The organism is Streptomyces sp. ADI95-17, assembly GCF_003846175.1.
Classification (GTDB): domain Bacteria; phylum Actinomycetota; class Actinomycetes; order Streptomycetales; family Streptomycetaceae; genus Streptomyces; species Streptomyces sanglieri.
Genome location: NZ_ML123046.1, coordinates 1 through 15,787, shown reverse-complemented (window position 1 = coordinate 15,787; position 15,787 = coordinate 1). Strand labels below are relative to the sequence as shown.

Genomic DNA, 15,787 nt, shown 5'->3' with positions numbered 1-15,787 from the left:
AGCCCGCTTCCGGCAGCATCCGCACCACCCACCTCGCATGATCACCACGAGTGCCCGTACACACACCCGTTCGGGTCAGACGTGTTGCTGAGACCGTCGCGCGGATCATCCAGGTGCGTCGTATCCTGCTCGGACACTTGCCCCGGGCGAGGTGACTTGTTCGCAGGATCCCCCACAACAACCCCTTGCGACGACCTCTTGACCCGCAGTAATGCCCTACGGGGCGACAAGGCCGTTCGACTGGAGATGCACGTGGCCGGGCGCATCGAGGATTACGCACTCATCGGAGACATGCAGACCGCCGCCCTGGTCTGCCGGGACGGCACAGTGGACTGGCTGTGCCTTCCCCGCTTCGATTCGCACGCCGTCTTCGCAGGACTGCTGGGTACCGAGGAGCACGGCTTCTGGCGCCTGGGTCCGGCACGGGCGGAGGGGACGCAGCCGCAGGCCGCGGACCGCCGCCGCTACCGCGGGGACTCCCTCATCCTGGAATCGGAGTGGGACACACCGCGCGGAACGGTCAGAGTGACCGATTTCATGCCGCCGCGTGACGGTGCGCCGCAGGTGATCCGGATCGTGGAAGGGATCAGCGGCCGGGTGCCGATGCGCTCCGAGCTGCGCATGCGGTTCAGCTACGGACGGGTCACCCCGTGGGTGCACAAGGTCGACGGCCGCACGGTCGCCGTCGCGGGCCCCGACTCCGTCTGGCTGGACACCCCCGCCGAGACCTACGGCGAGAACCTCACGACGTACTCCGACTTCACGGTCGCGCCGGGTGACCGGATCGCGTTCACGATCAGCTGGCAGCCCTCGCACCACGAGCCGCCCGCTCTGCCGGACCCGGACGGCTCGCTGGACGCGACGGCGGACTTCTGGCGCGAGTGGGTCGAGCAGTGCACGTACCACGGGCCCTACCGCGAGGCCGTGGTCCGCTCGCTGATCACCCTCAAGGCCCTGACGTACGCGCCGACCGGCGGCATCGTCGCCGCGCCGACCACCTCCCTGCCGGAGGACATCGGCGGCTCCCGGAACTGGGACTACCGCTACACCTGGCTGCGCGACGCCGCGATCACGCTCTCCTCGCTGCTGCGCACCGGCTACCGCGAGGAGGCCCGCGCCTGGCGCGAGTGGCTGCTGCGGGCGGTCGCCGGCGACCCGGAGAACCTCCAGATCATGTACGGCATCGCGGGCGAGCGCGAGCTGGGCGAGGCCGAGCTGGACTGGCTGCCCGGTTACGAGAACTCCGGCCCGGTCCGGGTCGGCAACGGCGCGGCGGGCCAGCTCCAGCTGGACGTGTACGGCGAGGTCACCGAGGCGCTGCACCTCGCCCACATGACCGGCCTGACCCGCAACGACTACGCGACCGGCCTCCAGCTCAAGCTGATCGAGTACCTGGGGAAGCACTGGGACGAGCCGGACGAGGGCATCTGGGAGGTGCGCGGGCCGCGCCGTCACTTCGTCCACTCGAAGGTGATGGCCTGGGTGGCCGTCGACCGCACCATCAAGCTCATCGAGTCCGGGGACGCGGAAGGACCGCTGGAGCGCCTGCACGAGCTGCGCGACGACATCCACCGCGATGTCTGCGAGCGGGGCTACGACCCGGAGCGCAACACCTTCACCCAGTCCTACGGCTCGAAGGAACTGGACGCCTCGCTGCTGCTGATCCCGCAGATGGGCTTCCTGCCCCCGGACGACAAGCGCGTGATCGGCACGATCGAGGCGATCCAGCGCGAGCTGTCCACCGAGGACGGCTTCGTGCTGCGCTACCCCACCTCGGGCGAGGACGCGGGCGTCGACGGCCTGGAGGGCGACGAGGGCGCGTTCCTGGCCTGCTCGTTCTGGCTGGCGGACGATCTGGCGATGATCGGCCGGGTCGACGAGGCCCGCCAGCTCTTCGAGCGGCTGCTGGCCCTGCGCAATGATCTGGGCCTGCTCGCGGAGGAGTGGGATCCCCGGCTCCAGCGCCAGGTGGGGAACTTCCCGCAGGCCTTCAGTCATGTGCCGCTGATCGACACGGCACTGCGCCTGACGGCGAGCGGGGCCTACGTCGGCTGAGTCCGGCTCACGGGGCGGGCGGAGACCCGTCCGCCCCGGTCACCCCTGCGACGGCGGGCCGCCGCGCCATGCGCGTCCGCGGAGTCCCGTCGTCCGCCCGGAGAGCGGGCCCTGCGGCGTCCGGCGCGGGCGGGACGTCGCGGAAGGAACGTCGCGGAAGGGACGTCGCGGAAGGGCCTGGCGCGTCGGTCCGGCCCTGATCAGCCGGGCAGGCCCTACGCCCCGGTCACCACGGGCCGCCGTGACGGCAGCCCCCATTCGCTCCAGGACCCGTCGTACACGGCCTGTCCTCGGTACCCCGCCAGTTCGGCCCCCAGGGCCAGGACGCACGCGGTGACTCCCGAGCCGCAGCTGACGACCAGCCGCTCGCGCTCTCCGGCGAGGGCGGCGAACACGGCGCGCAGCTCGTGCGCCGGGCGCATCCGCCCGGCGCGCTGGAGCTCTCCGAAGGGCAGGCTGACCGCCCCCGGCATGTGCCCGGCGCGCAGTCCGGGCCGGGGTTCGGCGACGGTGCCGGTGAACCGCTCCCGGGCACGGGCGTCGAGGACCACCGCGGCCGGGTCGGCCAGCGCCGCCGCCACCTCGTCGGCGCCGACGAACATGCCCGGGCGCGGCCGTGCGGTGAAGTCGCCGGGCTCGACGGCGGGCCCGGGCAGGGTGTCCTCCAGCGGCAGTCCGGCGTCGGCCCAGGCGGGCAGGCCGCCGTCGAGCACCGCGACCCGGTCGAAGCCCATCGCCCGCAGCATCCACCAGGCCCGCGCGCTGGAGTAGATTCCCGCGCCGTCGTGGACGACGACGGTGTCGGAGCCGTTCACGCCGAGGGAGCGCAGCTCCTCGGTGAACCGGCCGGCCCCGGGCATCGTGTGGGGCAACGGGCCGGAGTGGTCGGACAGCGCCCCGTCGATGTCGAAGGCCCGCGCTCCCGGGATCCGCCGCTCGCCGCCCCGGTGCGCGCCGACCGAGGCGTCGAGCACCACCAGTCCCGGCCGGCCGAGCCGCCGCGCCAGCCAGTCGACCCCGACCAGCGGGCCGGGGAGTTCCGGACCGCTCGGGTACGCCGGCACGTCGTCGCCCATGTCTGCTCCAGGTCCGGTTCCGGCTGTCGGGGCCGCCCGGCGTGCCGGGGCCGATCGGCCCGGACCGCACGGCGTCCACAAGATCGCAGCGGCGCTCGTCCCGTGTCAACAGCTCCCCCGGTGGCTCCCCCGGCGACGCCTCCGGCGGCCGGGGCCGGTACCTTCCTGAATCAGGGGCGACCGCCGTCCGATCCGAGTGGAAACGCGAGGCCAGAGCCAGTGGAGACGCAAGGCGGAATCACCGTGCAGCGAGCCCTCGAACTGCCGGGGCTGCGCGGCGGGCTCCCGGAGGTGGTGGCCGGCGCGGACCGGCTGAACCGTACGGTGCGCTGGGTGCACGCGGGCGAGGTCCCGAACATCGCCTCGCTGCTCAAGGGCGGTGAACTGCTGCTCACCACCGGGCTCGGGCTCGGCACCCGCCCCGCCGAGCAGCGCGCCTTCGTCCGCAGGCTCGCCGACCGGGGCATCGCCGCCCTGGTGGTGGAGCTCGGGCCGCGCTTCAGCAGACTGCCCGCGTCGATAGTGGACGCCGCCCGCGCCGCGGGGCTGCCGCTTGTGCAGCTGCACCGCGAGGTGCCGTTCGTGACGGTGACCGAGGAGATCCACACCGAGATCGTCAACGGTCACTACGCGCTGCTGCGGCAGGCCGAGGACGTGCACCGCAGGTGTACGGAGGCGCTCCTGGGCGGGGGCGGGGTGCCGCAGGTGCTCGGCATCCTGGCGGACTTCGCGGCCAATCCGGTCTTCCTGGAGACGGCGGACGGCCAGCTGCTGTACGCGGCGGGCCCCGGCTCCGGCCCGGTCTGCGCCGATCCGCTCCAGGTGTGGGACGGGATGCGCGGCGGGCGGGCGGCCCGTGAGACCCCGCCCACCGGTTCGGTGCTGGTGGACGTGCCGGGCGGCGGCCCCGGCTCCGGTTCGGTACGGGCCAGGCTGGTGCTGCTGGCCGTGGCCGGGCCGCTGGTGACGGTGCACCGGATGGCGGCGGAGCGGGCGGCGGGCATTCTCGCCGTGGTGCTGATGCAGGCCCGCCAGGAGGAGGAGCTCGCGGCCCGCGGCCGGGGCGACTTCCTGACCGATCTCGCCGAGGGCCGGATCACGCCGGAGGACGCGCCCGCGCAGGCCCGCGTACTGGGCTTCAAGCCGGCCGAGATGCCACTGCTGCCGGTGGTGATGCGGCTGGCCCCCGAGCTTTCGCTGTCCGGGAACTGGGCGTTGCTGGCGCGGGCGGTGCTGGAGGAACTCTCGTCGGTGGGGGTGCCGGTGCTGCTGGGCGTGCGGCCCGTGGAGGGCAGGGTTCCGGTGCTGCTGGGGCTGCGGTCCGAGACGGAGCGCACGGCGGTCGCGGACCGGGTCGCGGCGGCGCTGCGGGCCGGTGTGGAGCGCGCCGGGCTGGAGCGTGCCGGGTCTCATCCGCCGGTCGTGGTGGTGGGGGTGGCGGGCGGCTGGGCGGCGGCCGGCGCGGGGCTGCGGCACGCCGCCGAGACGGCGACGGCCGCGCACGGTCTCAGCGACCGGCCCTGGTACGACGCCCGGCGCCTCGACATCGATCTGCTGCTGTGGCGGCTGCGCGACCACCCGGACCTGGCGGCGTTCGTGGACCGGGCGATCGGCCCACTGCGCGATCACGACCGCACCTCGCGCCCGGCGCTGCTGCCGACGCTGGAGACGTATCTGGCCCACGCGGGGCGCAAGGCGGAGACGGCGCGCGAACTCCATCTGAACCGTCAGACGCTGTACAACCGGCTGGCCCGCATCGGCGAGCTGCTCGGCACCGACCTGGACGACCCGCAGGCGGTACTGGCGCTGAGCCTGGCCCTCCGGGCCCGCCGCCACACCTCGTAGCGGGGCGGCGGCTCACCGCGTCCGCGCCGCCAGCGGCTGGGTCAACTCGTCGTACACGCTGAGCACCTGGGCGATCGTGTCGTCCTCGGTCGGCCAGCTCGCGGCCTGCGCGAGCCCGGCGGCCGCCATCTCGGCGCGCCGCCCGGGGTCCCCGAGCAGCCTGACCACCGCCCGCGCGAGCGCCTCCGCGTTGCCGTACGGCACGAGTTCCGCCGCGTCACCCACGAGTTCGGGCACACCGCCGACCGCGGTGGCGACCAGCGGGACACCGAGCCGCAGCGCTTCCTGGGCCGACACCGAACGCGCCTCCCAGCTGCTGCACAGCACGGCCAGATCCGCGGCGGCGAGCAGTTCGGCGTAGTCGTCGCGGCTGCCGATGAGCCGTACGGGCAGCTCCTCGTTCCTGATCCGGCGCTGGAGGGCGGCCCGTTCGCGGCCTTCGCCCACGACGACCAGGAGCGGCGCGGGGTCCAGCTCGCGCCACAGCCGCGCGGCGTCCAGCAGTGACCCGTACCCGTGATGCGGTACGAGACTTCCGCGGGCGATGATCAACGGCCGTTCCACCACCCCGAGTTCGGCCCGCGCCTTGCCCGCGTGGGCGGCGGCGGGCAGTCGGGGGACGGGGGCGGAGACCGGTGCGAGCCGTGCGTCGCGCGCGCCCCGGTGCCGGGCCCGGTCGACCAGGTCTGAGGTCGTGCCGAGCACAACTGCCGCCGCCCGGGCGGCTCTTCGCTCCATCAGCCGGATCAGCCGACTGCGGGCCCCCTCGGCGTGCGCGCGGGCGTGCCAGGTGACGACCAGCGGGACGCGCCGGCCGCCGAGCGCGAGGGCCGCGCGCACGGCGGCGTGCGGTCCGTGCGCGTGGACGACGTCCGCCGTCTGGCAGGCGGCGCGCAGGGCGGCGACGGCGGCGGGATCACTGCGCCGGGGTACCGGCGCGAAAGCGGCGCCCGTGCCGGAGTAGTCGTAGGCGTGGTCCAGTTCGGCCGGGGCGCAGACGGTGACGTGCACGCCCCTCGCCACGAGTCCCGCGGCAAGCGAGCTGACGTGGGCACTGCTGCCCGCGCTGCCGCCGCCCAGGACTTGGACCGTACGCAGCTGTGACACGTTGATTGGCTCCCGGGGCTCCCGAGTCGGCGGTTTGGGCACCGCCAAGGATGCCAGTCCGTACGCGCGTTCCGGCACAATCGAGCCGTTGTTGCGGCCCGCACCGCAACAACCGGACCCGGCCTATCACTCGCCCGGGTGAGAAACGGGCATGTCGTTGCCGCGCCCGCCCCTGCGGTCCCTCCGTCAGCGGTCCGCCGGCGTCCGGGCGATCCGGCGGCCGATCCGGTCCCCGTACACCGCCGCGGCGACCAGCCCCGCGGCATGCGCGGCGAGTCCGGCCCGGCCGCGGCCCGCGACGATCGCGACCCCGAGGCCGGCCCCCAGGGCATGGGCCCCGGTGTCCCCGAGCATGGTCCGCTCCCCCAAGTCGTCGGCGGCGAGCGCGGCCACGGCACCCACCGGTGCGGCGGCAAGCCCGCCCGGCAGGCCGGGGGCCCCGAGGGCGAGGACGGTGGCGGCGGCGGCCGCGGGCCGCACGTCGGTCAGGTTGACGAGATGGGCGGTCCCGGCGATCACGACCGCGGCGAGCGCCCGGTCGACGGGCCGCTCCTTGAGCAGCGCACCGGCCGCGATCCCGGCGGCCCCGATCCCCAGGAGCTTCACCGCGCCGGAGGTCACCTCGCCCTCCCGCAGCGCCCCGAGGTGGGCGCGGAACCCGCGGCGCGGATCGTCCGCCCCGGCAAGATCGTCGTACGCACCGCAGCCGCCGGCCGCCAGCACGGCAAGTACGGCGGCACACCGGGTACGGGCCGGCAGCGGGAGGACGGCCGCTCCGGCCGCGGTACCGAGGACGGCGGCCGGACCCGCGTACAGATCGACGGTCCGGCCCACGTGGTTGGTGCGCTGCCAGTGCGGGCGCTGCCGGGCCCGCAGCGCCCGGTACACACCCCCCGCGACGACGGCGGCACGGCACCGGACTTCACGGCCCTGCTCAGCGCTGCTCCCATGCCCGCCACACTACGCAGCGGCCCACCGGGGCCACCCGGCGGGCGGGGCCGCTACCCGTCGGCCCGGGCCGCGGCCAGCAGCTCCTCCGCGTGGGCCCGTGCGGTCTGGGAGTCCTCCTGGCCGGCGAGCATCCGGGACAGCTCCCGCACCCGGTCCTCGCCCTCCAGGACCGTGACCCCGCTGCTGGTCACCGATCCGTCGACGGTCTTCTCGACCAGCAACTGCCGGTCCGCGAAGGCCGCCACCTGCGGCAGGTGTGTGACGACGACGACCTGGGCGGACCTGGCGAGCTTGGCGAGCCGCCGTCCGACCTCGACCGCGGCCTTGCCGCCGACTCCCGCGTCGACCTCGTCGAACAGGTACGTGGGTACGGGGTCGGCGCCCGCGAAGACCACCTCGACGGCAAGCATCACCCGCGACAGCTCACCGCCCGACGCCCCCTTGGCGATCGGCCGGGGCTGGGCACCGGGGTGCGGGGCCAGCAGCAGCTCGACCTCGTCGGCGCCGGACGGCCCGTAGAGCACGCTCCGCCCGTCGATCTCGATGCCGGACGCCTCGTCGGCCGCCTCGGTCTGCCGGATGTCGAAGGAGACCCGGGCGTGCGGCATGGCCAGCGAGGCCAGCTCCGCGGTCACCGCCTCGGCGAAGAGCGCGGCCGCCCGGTTGCGCGCGTCGGTCAACGCCTGCCCGAGGCCGGAGAGTTCGTCCCGCAGCGCGTCGCGTTCGGCGGTCAGCTCGCCGATCCGGTCGTCGTCGCCCTCCAGCTCGGTGAGCCGGGCGGCGCCCTCCTGGGACCAGGCGAGCACGGCGCCGATGTCCTCGCCGTACTTCCGGGTGAGCGCGGTGAGCGCGGCGCGGCGCTCCTCCACCGCGGCGAGCCGCAGCGGATCGGCGTCCAACTGGTCGGCGTACCCGGCCAGTTCGCCCGCCACGTCGGAGAGCAGGATCGAGATCTCGCCGATCCGGTCGGCGAGCGCCGCCAGTGCCGGATCGTGGGCGCGCACGGCGTCCAGGGACCGTCCGGCGGCCGCGACCACGGTCGTGGCATCGACGCCCTCCGGGTCCTCCGGATTGCCCGCGAGCGCGGTGTGCGCGAGAGCCGCGGCGGAGGAGAGCGCTTCGGCGTGGCCGAGCCGTTCGGCCTCGGCGGCGAGGTCGGCGTCCTCACCGGCCAGCGGTTCGACGGCGGCGATCTCGCCCAGCCCGAAGCGCAGCAGATCGGCTTCCTGGGCTCGTTCCCGGGCCCGTGTGGTCAGCTCGTCGAGCTCCGTGACGACGGCCCGCAGCCGCCGGTAGGCCGCCGCGTACTTCGCGTGCGGCCCGGCGACGCCGTCGCCCGCGTAGCGGTCGAGCGCCTGCCGCTGCCGGGCGGGCTTGAGCAGCCCCTGCTGGTCGGTCTGGCCGTGCACGGCGACGAGTTCGTCGGCGAGTTCGGCGAGCACCCCGACCGGCACCGACCGGCCGCCCAGATGCGCCCGGGAGCGCCCCTCGGCGGAGACGGTACGGCTGATCAGCAGCGCACCGTCCTCGATCTCGGCCCCGGCCTCCTCGGCCCGCAGGGCGACGGTGTCGCCGCCGGACACCGTGATCCGCCCCTCGACGACGGCGGCCTTGGCCCCGATCCGTACCAGGGCGGGGTCGGCACGCCCGCCGAGCAGCAGCCCGAGGCTGGTGACGACCATGGTCTTGCCCGCGCCGGTCTCACCCGTCACCGCGGTGAAACCGGGTGACAGCTCCACCACCGCGTCGTCGATGACTCCGAGCGACCGTATCCGCATCTCCTCCAACACGGACACGACCTTACGAGGTCCGGGCGCCGATGTGCGACGGACCCCGCCTCCCGGGGCTCACTCTCCCGTGTATTCACGATCCATTCGCAACACCTCCGGGGGAATGTCCGACGGTCAGTGCGGGGCGCCCCGCCACCCCGAGACCGGCAGGGCGAATTTGGCGACCAGCCGGTCGGTGAACGAGGCGTGGTGCAGCCGCGCCAGCCGTACCGGCACCGCACCGCGCCGCACCTCGACCCGGGCGCCGGCGGGCAGTTCCACGGTCCTGCGGCCGTCGCACCACAGCACCCCGTGCGGGGTGTGCTGCTGGACCTCGACGGCGAGCACGGACGTCGGGGAGGTCACCAGCGGCTTGGCGAACAGCGCGTGGGCGCTGATCGGCACCATCAGCAGCGCCTCGACCTCGGGCCAGACGACGGGACCGCCCGCCGAGAAGGCGTAGGCGGTCGATCCGGTCGGGGTCGCGCAGACGATCCCGTCGCAGCCGAACCCGGTCACGGGGCGGCCGTCGATCTCCAGCACGACCTCCAGCATCCGCTCGGGCGACACCTTCTGCACGGCCGCTTCGTTCAGCGCCCAGTCGGTGTGCACGATGTCGCCGTTGCTGTGCACCAGTACGTCGAGGGTCATGCGCTCCTCGACCTGGTAGGCCCGGGTGACGACCCGGTCGACGACCTTGTCCAGATCGTCCCGCTCGGCCTCGGCGAGGAAGCCGACCCGGCCGAGGTTGACGCCGAGCATCGGCACCCCGGAGGCGCGGGAGAACTCCGCGCCGCGCAGCAGCGTGCCGTCCCCGCCCAGCACGATCAGCAGTTCACAGCCGTCCACAGCCTTGGGCGTGGTGTCCGTGACCGTCTCCACGGACGGCGGCAGCGGCAGATCGGCCGCCTCGGTGGCCAGCACCCGCACGCCCAGGCCGCTACGCAGCAGCCCCTGTACGACCAGTTCGGCACTGCGGATCGCGGCCGGACGGCCGGTGTGTGCCAGAAGAAAGACAGTTCGTGCCGCATTCGTCGTCAACGAGGCCCCTCCGCCACTGCACGGTCGACATCTGCGGGATCCAGCTCAGGTGCTCCTGCCCGCAGCCAGAGAAAGTACTCGACGTTCCCGGCGGGCCCGGGCAGCGGGCTCGCCGTCACCCCCCGCACTCCGAGCCCCAGCGCCCAGGCCCGGCGCGCCACTTCCCGTACCGCTTCGGCCCGCAGTTCGGGGCTGCGCACCACGCCGCCGCTGCCCAGCCGTTCCTTGCCCACCTCGAACTGCGGCTTGACCATGAGGACCAGGTCCGCGTCGGGGGCGGTGCAGCGGGCCAGGGCGGGCAGGACCAGGCCCAGCGGGATGAACGAGAGGTCGCCGACCACCAGGTCCACCGGCTGTCCGTCGATCGCCTCCACCGTCAGCTCACGGACGTTGGTGCGGTCCTTGACGGTGACCCGCTCGTCGGACTGGAGCGACCAGGCGAGCTGCCCGTAGCCGACGTCGACGGCGACGACATGGCCGGCTCCGGCCCGCAGCAGCACATCGGTGAAGCCACCGGTCGACGCCCCGGCGTCCAGCGCCCGCCGGCCCTCGATCTCCAGCCCGAGGGGCACGAAGGCGGCGAGCGCGCCCGCGAGCTTGTGCCCGCCGCGCGAGACGTACCCGGGGTCGCTGTCGTCCTCGGTCACGACGACGGCGGCGCTGGTCTCGACCTGGGTGGCGGGTTTGGTCGCGGTGTTCCCCCCGACGGTCACCCGCCCTGCGGCGATCAGCTGGCTCGCGTGCTCGCGCGAGCGTGCGAGCTTGCGGTGTACCAGCTCGGCGTCGAGGCGGCGACGGGCCACTCTTGCCACGTTCGGTTCAGCTCCTGTTGTCGTACGAGGGCATCGGTGCGGGTACCGGTGCGGGTGCGGGCCCGGCGTCCAGCGCGGTCAGCGTTTCGCGCAGCCCACGGTGTACATCCTCGTACACCTCGATGTGTCCGTCCGCCGGGAGGTGGTCCGCGTCGGCGAGACGCTCCAGCCCGGCGTCCACCCCGGCGTTGCCCGTGGGGGTGCGTACGACGCCGAGGGGCGCGGGCGCGGCGGGGTCGAGCGGGGCCACGGCGGCCGGGTCCTCCGCCCCGTTCCCGGGCACTGTTCCGGCTGCCGTCGCCGGTTCCGGCATCGAGTCGCTCATGCGGGAAACGCTACCGCGAAGGGCTGCGGTACCGTCGATCACGATGGCGACCATGGCGGAGTGCCGCAGCGCACTCGACAGACTTTCCGACAACCTCGCGGGGGCCGACGGCGACGTGCGCGGCGCGGCCGCGCTCGACCGCTCGCTGAGCTGCCACATCAAGGACCTCGGCATCACCTTCACCGGGCGGCTGACAGATGGCCGGATCCAGGTCCTGGACACGGTCGACGGCCCGCCCCGCGAGAAGGCCGAGATCCGGCTCGCGATGACCGGCGACGACCTGGTGGCCATGGTGGACGGCGAGCTGAACTTCGCCAAGGCGTGGGGTTCGGGCCGGGTCCGCCTGGAGGCCGGCTTCCGCGACCTGCTGAGGCTCAGGTCGCTGCTGTAGGAGTCAGCTCGCCGCGGCGGGGATCAGGCCGCCGCCGTCGCCGGACGGGCGCGGCCTGCGTGCGGCCGGCACCACCAGCGGGGTTCCGGTCTCCGGGTCGTCGATGACCTGGCAGCGCAGCCCGAAGACCCGCTCCACCAGTTCCGCGGTGACCACCTCGCCCGGGGCACCCTCCGCGATCACCTCGCCCTCCCGCATCGCGATGAGGTGGGTGGCGTACCGCGCGGCGTGATTCAGATCGTGCAGGACGGCCACCAGAGTGCGCCCCTGCGTCTCGTGCAGCTCCGCACAGAGGTCGAGGACATCTATCTGGTGCTGGATGTCGAGGTACGTCGTCGGCTCGTCGAGCAGCAGCAGCGGGGTCTGCTGCGCGAGCGCCATGGCGATCCAGACACGCTGCCGCTGACCGCCGGACAATTCATCGACATAGCGATCGGCGAGTTCGCCGACTCCGGTCGCCGCCATCGATTCCTCGACAATGCGTTCGTCGTCCGGCGACCACTGACGCAGCAGCCCCTGGTGCGGGTACCGGCCGCGCCCGACGAGGTCGGCGACGGTGATCCCGTCCGGCGCGATGGAGGACTGCGGCAGCAGCCCCAGCGTCCTGGCGACCTTCTTCGCGGGCATCGCGTGGATCGCCTGCCCGTCCAGGAGCACCCGCCCGCTGTCCGGTTTCAGCATCCGCGAGAGCGCGCGCAACAGGGTCGACTTGCCACAGGCGTTGGGGCCGACGATCACCGTGAACGAGTTGTCGGGAATCTCGACCGAGAGATTCTCCGCGATGACCCGCCGGTCGTAGCCGAGGGTCACCGAGTCCGCGGTGAGGCGCTGCATGGTCGTACTCCCGGAGCCGGAGGTGATCGGGTGCGGGACGACGACACACCGAACAGGGGCAAGTTAGGTAAGCCTACCCTCCTCTACGTCGGTGTCGTCGGGAGCCCCCGTTCTTGCCGGAGCCCTCGATTTCGCCGGGAGCCCCTGATTCGCCGGGAGCCCCGCGTCACAGCCCCAGCCTGGCGACCGCCTTGCCCGCGTCCAGCCCGCACGAACCGTCCCCCGCGTACGTCCACGCCGCCCCGCAGAGCGCCCGCAGCCCGTCGAGTACGTCGCCGTCCCCCGCCAGCACCAGCTCGTCCCCGCGCACCGAGGCCGTCCAGCCCCCGCACCGGAAGCCCTCGCCGCTCTCCGCCACCTCGGGCTGCCCGGTCAGCAGCCCCCGCAGATCCGCGTCGACGTACGTCGGCCGGTGCTCCGGCGGCGCGGCGACCAGCTGCGCCGCGTCCGTCACCCCGGTCAGCACCAGCAGGGAGTCCACCCCGCCGTTGAACGCGCCCTCGATGTCCGTGTCCAGCCGGTCACCGACCACCAGCGGGCGCTCGGCTCCGGTCCGCAGCACCGTCTCCCGGTGCATCGGCGGCAGCGGCTTTCCGGCCACCTGCGGCTCGGCCCCGGTAGCGATCCGTACGACCTCCACCGCCGCGCCGTTGCCCGGTGCGATGCCCCGGGCGCTCGGAATCGTCAGATCCGTGTTGGACGCGAACCACGGCACCCCGCGCGCGATCGCGTACGCGGCCTCGGCGAACCGCCCCCAGGCCATGTCGGGGCCGCCGTACCCCTGCGCCACCGCGACCGGCTCGTCGTCCGCCGACTCCACCGGCACCAGACCGCGCTCCCGGAGCGCGACCCGCAGCCCCTCACCGCCCACCACCAGCACCCGCGCCCCGGCAGGCAGCTGATCGGCCATCAGCCGGGCCACCGCCTGCGCCGAGGTGATCACATCGGCGGGCTCCGCGGGTACGCCGAGTTCGGTCAGGTGGGCGGCCACCGCGGCCGGCGTCCGCAGGGCGTTGTTGGTCACGTACGCCAGGTGCATCCCGCCGTCCCGCGCCTCCCCCAGCGAGTCGACGGCGTGCACGATCGCGTGACCGCCCGCGTACACCACCCCGTCGAGATCGAGCAGCGCCGTGTCGTACGCCTCGTTCAACGCGGTGCTGCTGCCGCTTGGCCTGGTCCTGCTCGCCTGACTCATTCTTTGCGCTCCTCGTCCCATGCTTTCCGTTCCGATCATCGCGCATCCCGGCCGCGCACATACGATGCAGAAATGAACACATCAGGTCCGGCCGGCCAGGGACTGCGTCTGATTCCGTTCCGCGGGCTGCGCTACGTCCCCGAGCGGGTCAGCAGTCTCGCCGCGGTGACTTCGCCGCCGTACGACGTCGTCGTGCGCCCCGACGGTCTGCACCACCTGGAGTCGGCGGACCCGTACAACATCGTCCGGCTGATCCTGCCGCAGGCGGACACGGCGCCGGCCCGCCACCAGCAGGCGGCACAGACCCTGAAGCACTGGCTGTCCGAGGGCGTCCTCGCACCGGACAGCGAGCCCTCGCTGTACGTCTACGAGCAGCGCAACGCCGAGATCCTGCAACGCGGCGTGGTCGGGGCGCTGGCGCTGTCCGCCCCCGCCGACGGCATCGTGCTGCCGCACGAGGACGTGATGGCCCATGTCGTCGAGGACCGGGCCGATCTGATGCGCACCACCGCCGCCCATCTCGAACCGCTGCTGCTCACCTACCGCAGCGACGACGACGGCCCGGGAGCGACCGCCGTCATCGAGCGGACCACGGACCGCCCACCGCTACTCGCCACCACGACCGAGGACGGCTACCACCACCGGCTCTGGGCGGTCACCGACCCGGCCGACCGGGCCGAGATCGAGACGGATCTCGCCCGCCACCAGGCCCTGATCGCCGACGGCCACCACCGCTGGGCCACCTATCTGCGCCTCCAGCAGGAGCACACCGCCCCCGGCCCCTGGGACTTCGGCCTGGTCCTCCTGGTCGACACGGCCCGCTACCCGCTCCGGGTCCGGGCGATACACCGGCTGCTGCACCGCCTCCCGGTCGCCGACGCCCTCGCCGCGCTGGACGACCTGTTCCGCATCCGCGACCTGGACGTGCCGCTCCCCATGGCGCTGGACGCGCTCGCCGAGGCGGCCGCCGAAGGCAACGCGTTCCTGCTGGCGGGCGACGGTGGTTTCCATCTCGTCGACCGTCCCGACCCCGCTCTGCTGTCCCGCACGATTCGCGCCGACCGGCCGGCCGCCTGGCAGGCCCTCGACGCGACGGTCCTGCACTCGGTCCTGCTCGACCACATCTGGCGGATTCCCGACGCCCCGGAGCACATCGCGTACATCCACGACACCGCAGCCGCCGTGGAACAGGCCGAACGTCACGGCGCGACGGCGGTCCTGATGCATCCGGTACGCGAGGAGGTCGTCCGGGATCTCGCCCGGCAGGGAGTCACCATGCCCCGCAAGTCGACCTCCTTCGGCCCCAAGCCGGCCACCGGCCTGGTCCTGCGGAGCCTCGACCTCGACTGACCCACAGCAACAAAAAAGGGCGGCACCCCCACGGGGTGCCGCCCTCTCTCATGCTTTACGCCTCCGACGGACGGTCCTCGTCATCGTCGTCACCGTCATCGTCGTCGCTGTCTCCGCCCTTCGCGGTGGCAGCGGACTCGGAGGCCACGTCGGTGTCGATCGCGGCCCGGTCCTCGTCCTCATCCTCGTCGAGGGCATCGACGAACTCGACGCCGTCCATCTCGGCGAGCCGGTCGGACGCGTCGGTGGAGCCGTCCTTGTCGGCCTCCAGGGCCTTCCCGAACCACTCACGCGCCTCGTCCTCGCGCCCGGCCGCCAGCAGCGCGTCGGCGTACGCGTAGCGCAGCCGGGCCGTCCACGGGTGCACGGCGTTCGAGGCGAGCTCGGAGCTCTGCAGAGTGACGATGGCCGCGTCGAGCTGCCCCATGTCCCTGCGGGCCCCGGCAGCCACCAGGCGCATCTCGACCTGTCCGGCCTTGTCGAGCTTCTGCACCTCGGGCTCGCCGGCCATGGCCATCGCCCGCTCGGGCCGCCCGAGTCCACGCTCGCAGTCGGCCATGACGGGCCACAGCTCCACGGACCCGGTCATCCGCTTGGCGGCCCGGAACTCCGCCAGCGCCTCCGAGTACTTCTGCGTGGCGTACGCGGCGAACCCGGCCGCCTCACGCACCGCGGCCACCCGCGAGGCCAGCCGCAGAGCGATCCGCGAATACGCGTACGCCTGCTCCGGGTCCTCGTCGATCAGCCGGGCCACCATGACGAGGTTGCGCGCGACGTCCTCGGCCAGGGTCTTCGGCAGGCTCATCAGCTCCTGCCGCACATCCTTGTCGATCTCGTCACCGGTGACGTCCTCGGGAATCGGAAGCCGCTTGATCGGCTCACGGTCCCGGTCGTCCCGGCGCTCGTACCCACCACGGTCGTCGCGCCCGCGGTAGCCGCCCCGGCCCCCACGGTCGTCCCGCTGCCCGCGGTATCCCCCACCACGGCTGTCGTCCCGACGGAAGCCACCGCCGGAGCCGCCGCCACGGCTGTCGTC

General features: G+C 73.6%; 14 protein-coding genes. 4 read left to right on the top strand and 10 right to left on the bottom strand.

Going from position 1 to position 15,787, the window contains the following annotated elements; all coding sequences use genetic code 11:
• Positions 1–252: 252 nt before the first annotated feature.
• Positions 253–2,055 carry a glycoside hydrolase family 15 protein gene (locus tag EES42_RS13955; RefSeq protein ID WP_124718554.1) on the top strand — a complete coding sequence of 601 codons (1,803 nt, stop codon included), beginning with the start codon at positions 253–255 and terminating at the stop codon, positions 2,053–2,055.
• A 215-nt stretch (positions 2,056–2,270) separates the two neighbouring features.
• Here the strand turns inward: EES42_RS13955 and EES42_RS13950 are convergent, their stop codons facing one another.
• Complete coding sequence (locus tag EES42_RS13950; RefSeq protein WP_124718553.1) at positions 2,271–3,131, bottom strand: sulfurtransferase; 861 nt, start codon at positions 3,129–3,131, stop codon at positions 2,271–2,273.
• Positions 3,132–3,350: 219 nt separating this feature from the next.
• Here EES42_RS13950 and EES42_RS13945 point away from each other — a divergent pair, with 219 nt between their 5' ends.
• Complete coding sequence (locus EES42_RS13945; RefSeq protein ID WP_124718552.1) at positions 3,351–4,976, top strand: PucR family transcriptional regulator; 1,626 nt, start codon at positions 3,351–3,353, stop codon at positions 4,974–4,976.
• Between the two features lie 12 nt (positions 4,977–4,988).
• Here EES42_RS13945 and EES42_RS13940 read toward each other — a convergent pair whose 3' ends face one another.
• The 6 genes from EES42_RS13940 to EES42_RS13915 all read right to left on the bottom strand — a co-directional run bounded on the left by EES42_RS13940 (position 4,989) and on the right by EES42_RS13915 (position 10,969).
• Positions 4,989–6,083, bottom strand: a complete 1,095-nt coding sequence (locus EES42_RS13940) for a glycosyltransferase family 4 protein (RefSeq protein ID WP_124718551.1) — start codon at positions 6,081–6,083, stop codon at positions 4,989–4,991.
• A 186-nt stretch (positions 6,084–6,269) separates the two neighbouring features.
• Positions 6,270–6,971 carry a hypothetical protein gene (locus EES42_RS13935; protein ID WP_241196387.1) on the bottom strand — a complete coding sequence of 234 codons (702 nt, stop codon included), beginning with the start codon at positions 6,969–6,971 and terminating at the stop codon, positions 6,270–6,272.
• Positions 6,972–7,084: 113 nt separating this feature from the next.
• Positions 7,085–8,830 (bottom strand): DNA repair protein RecN, encoded by a 1,746-nt coding sequence (gene recN, locus EES42_RS13930; RefSeq protein ID WP_206433470.1) that lies wholly within the window; start codon positions 8,828–8,830, stop codon positions 7,085–7,087.
• Positions 8,831–8,938: 108 nt separating this feature from the next.
• Positions 8,939–9,844 carry an NAD kinase gene (locus EES42_RS13925; protein ID WP_072484231.1) on the bottom strand — a complete coding sequence of 302 codons (906 nt, stop codon included), beginning with the start codon at positions 9,842–9,844 and terminating at the stop codon, positions 8,939–8,941.
• The gene (locus EES42_RS13920) at positions 9,841–10,656 is read right to left on the bottom strand and encodes a TlyA family RNA methyltransferase (RefSeq protein ID WP_124718550.1); all 816 of its coding nucleotides are present in this window, start codon (positions 10,654–10,656) and stop codon (positions 9,841–9,843) included. Before EES42_RS13920 ends, EES42_RS13925 begins: the two co-directional genes overlap by 4 nt.
• Positions 10,657–10,663: 7 nt before the next feature.
• The gene (locus EES42_RS13915) at positions 10,664–10,969 is read right to left on the bottom strand and encodes a hypothetical protein (protein WP_241196454.1); all 306 of its coding nucleotides are present in this window, start codon (positions 10,967–10,969) and stop codon (positions 10,664–10,666) included.
• Between the two features lie 55 nt (positions 10,970–11,024).
• Between EES42_RS13915 and EES42_RS13910 the strand changes: the two genes are divergently transcribed.
• The gene (locus EES42_RS13910) at positions 11,025–11,372 is read left to right on the top strand and encodes an SCP2 sterol-binding domain-containing protein (protein ID WP_124718549.1); all 348 of its coding nucleotides are present in this window, start codon (positions 11,025–11,027) and stop codon (positions 11,370–11,372) included.
• Between the two features lie 3 nt (positions 11,373–11,375).
• On the opposite strand, the gene EES42_RS13905 is transcribed toward EES42_RS13910, so the two are convergent.
• Together EES42_RS13905 and EES42_RS13900 are read right to left on the bottom strand one after the other, a co-directional pair.
• Positions 11,376–12,206 (bottom strand): ABC transporter ATP-binding protein, encoded by an 831-nt coding sequence (locus EES42_RS13905; protein WP_124718548.1) that lies wholly within the window; start codon positions 12,204–12,206, stop codon positions 11,376–11,378.
• A 166-nt stretch (positions 12,207–12,372) separates the two neighbouring features.
• Positions 12,373–13,401 (bottom strand): HAD hydrolase-like protein, encoded by a 1,029-nt coding sequence (locus EES42_RS13900; RefSeq protein ID WP_124718547.1) that lies wholly within the window; start codon positions 13,399–13,401, stop codon positions 12,373–12,375.
• A gap of 72 nt (positions 13,402–13,473) precedes the next feature.
• On the opposite strand from EES42_RS13900, the gene EES42_RS13895 reads away from it, so the two are divergent.
• Positions 13,474–14,751 (top strand): DUF1015 family protein, encoded by a 1,278-nt coding sequence (locus EES42_RS13895; RefSeq protein WP_124718546.1) that lies wholly within the window; start codon positions 13,474–13,476, stop codon positions 14,749–14,751.
• A 55-nt stretch (positions 14,752–14,806) separates the two neighbouring features.
• Here EES42_RS13895 and EES42_RS13890 read toward each other — a convergent pair whose 3' ends face one another.
• On the bottom strand, positions 14,807–15,556 hold the full coding sequence (locus tag EES42_RS13890) for a tetratricopeptide repeat protein (protein ID WP_206433502.1): 750 nt from the start codon (positions 15,554–15,556) through the stop codon (positions 14,807–14,809).
• Positions 15,557–15,787 lie beyond the last annotated feature (231 nt).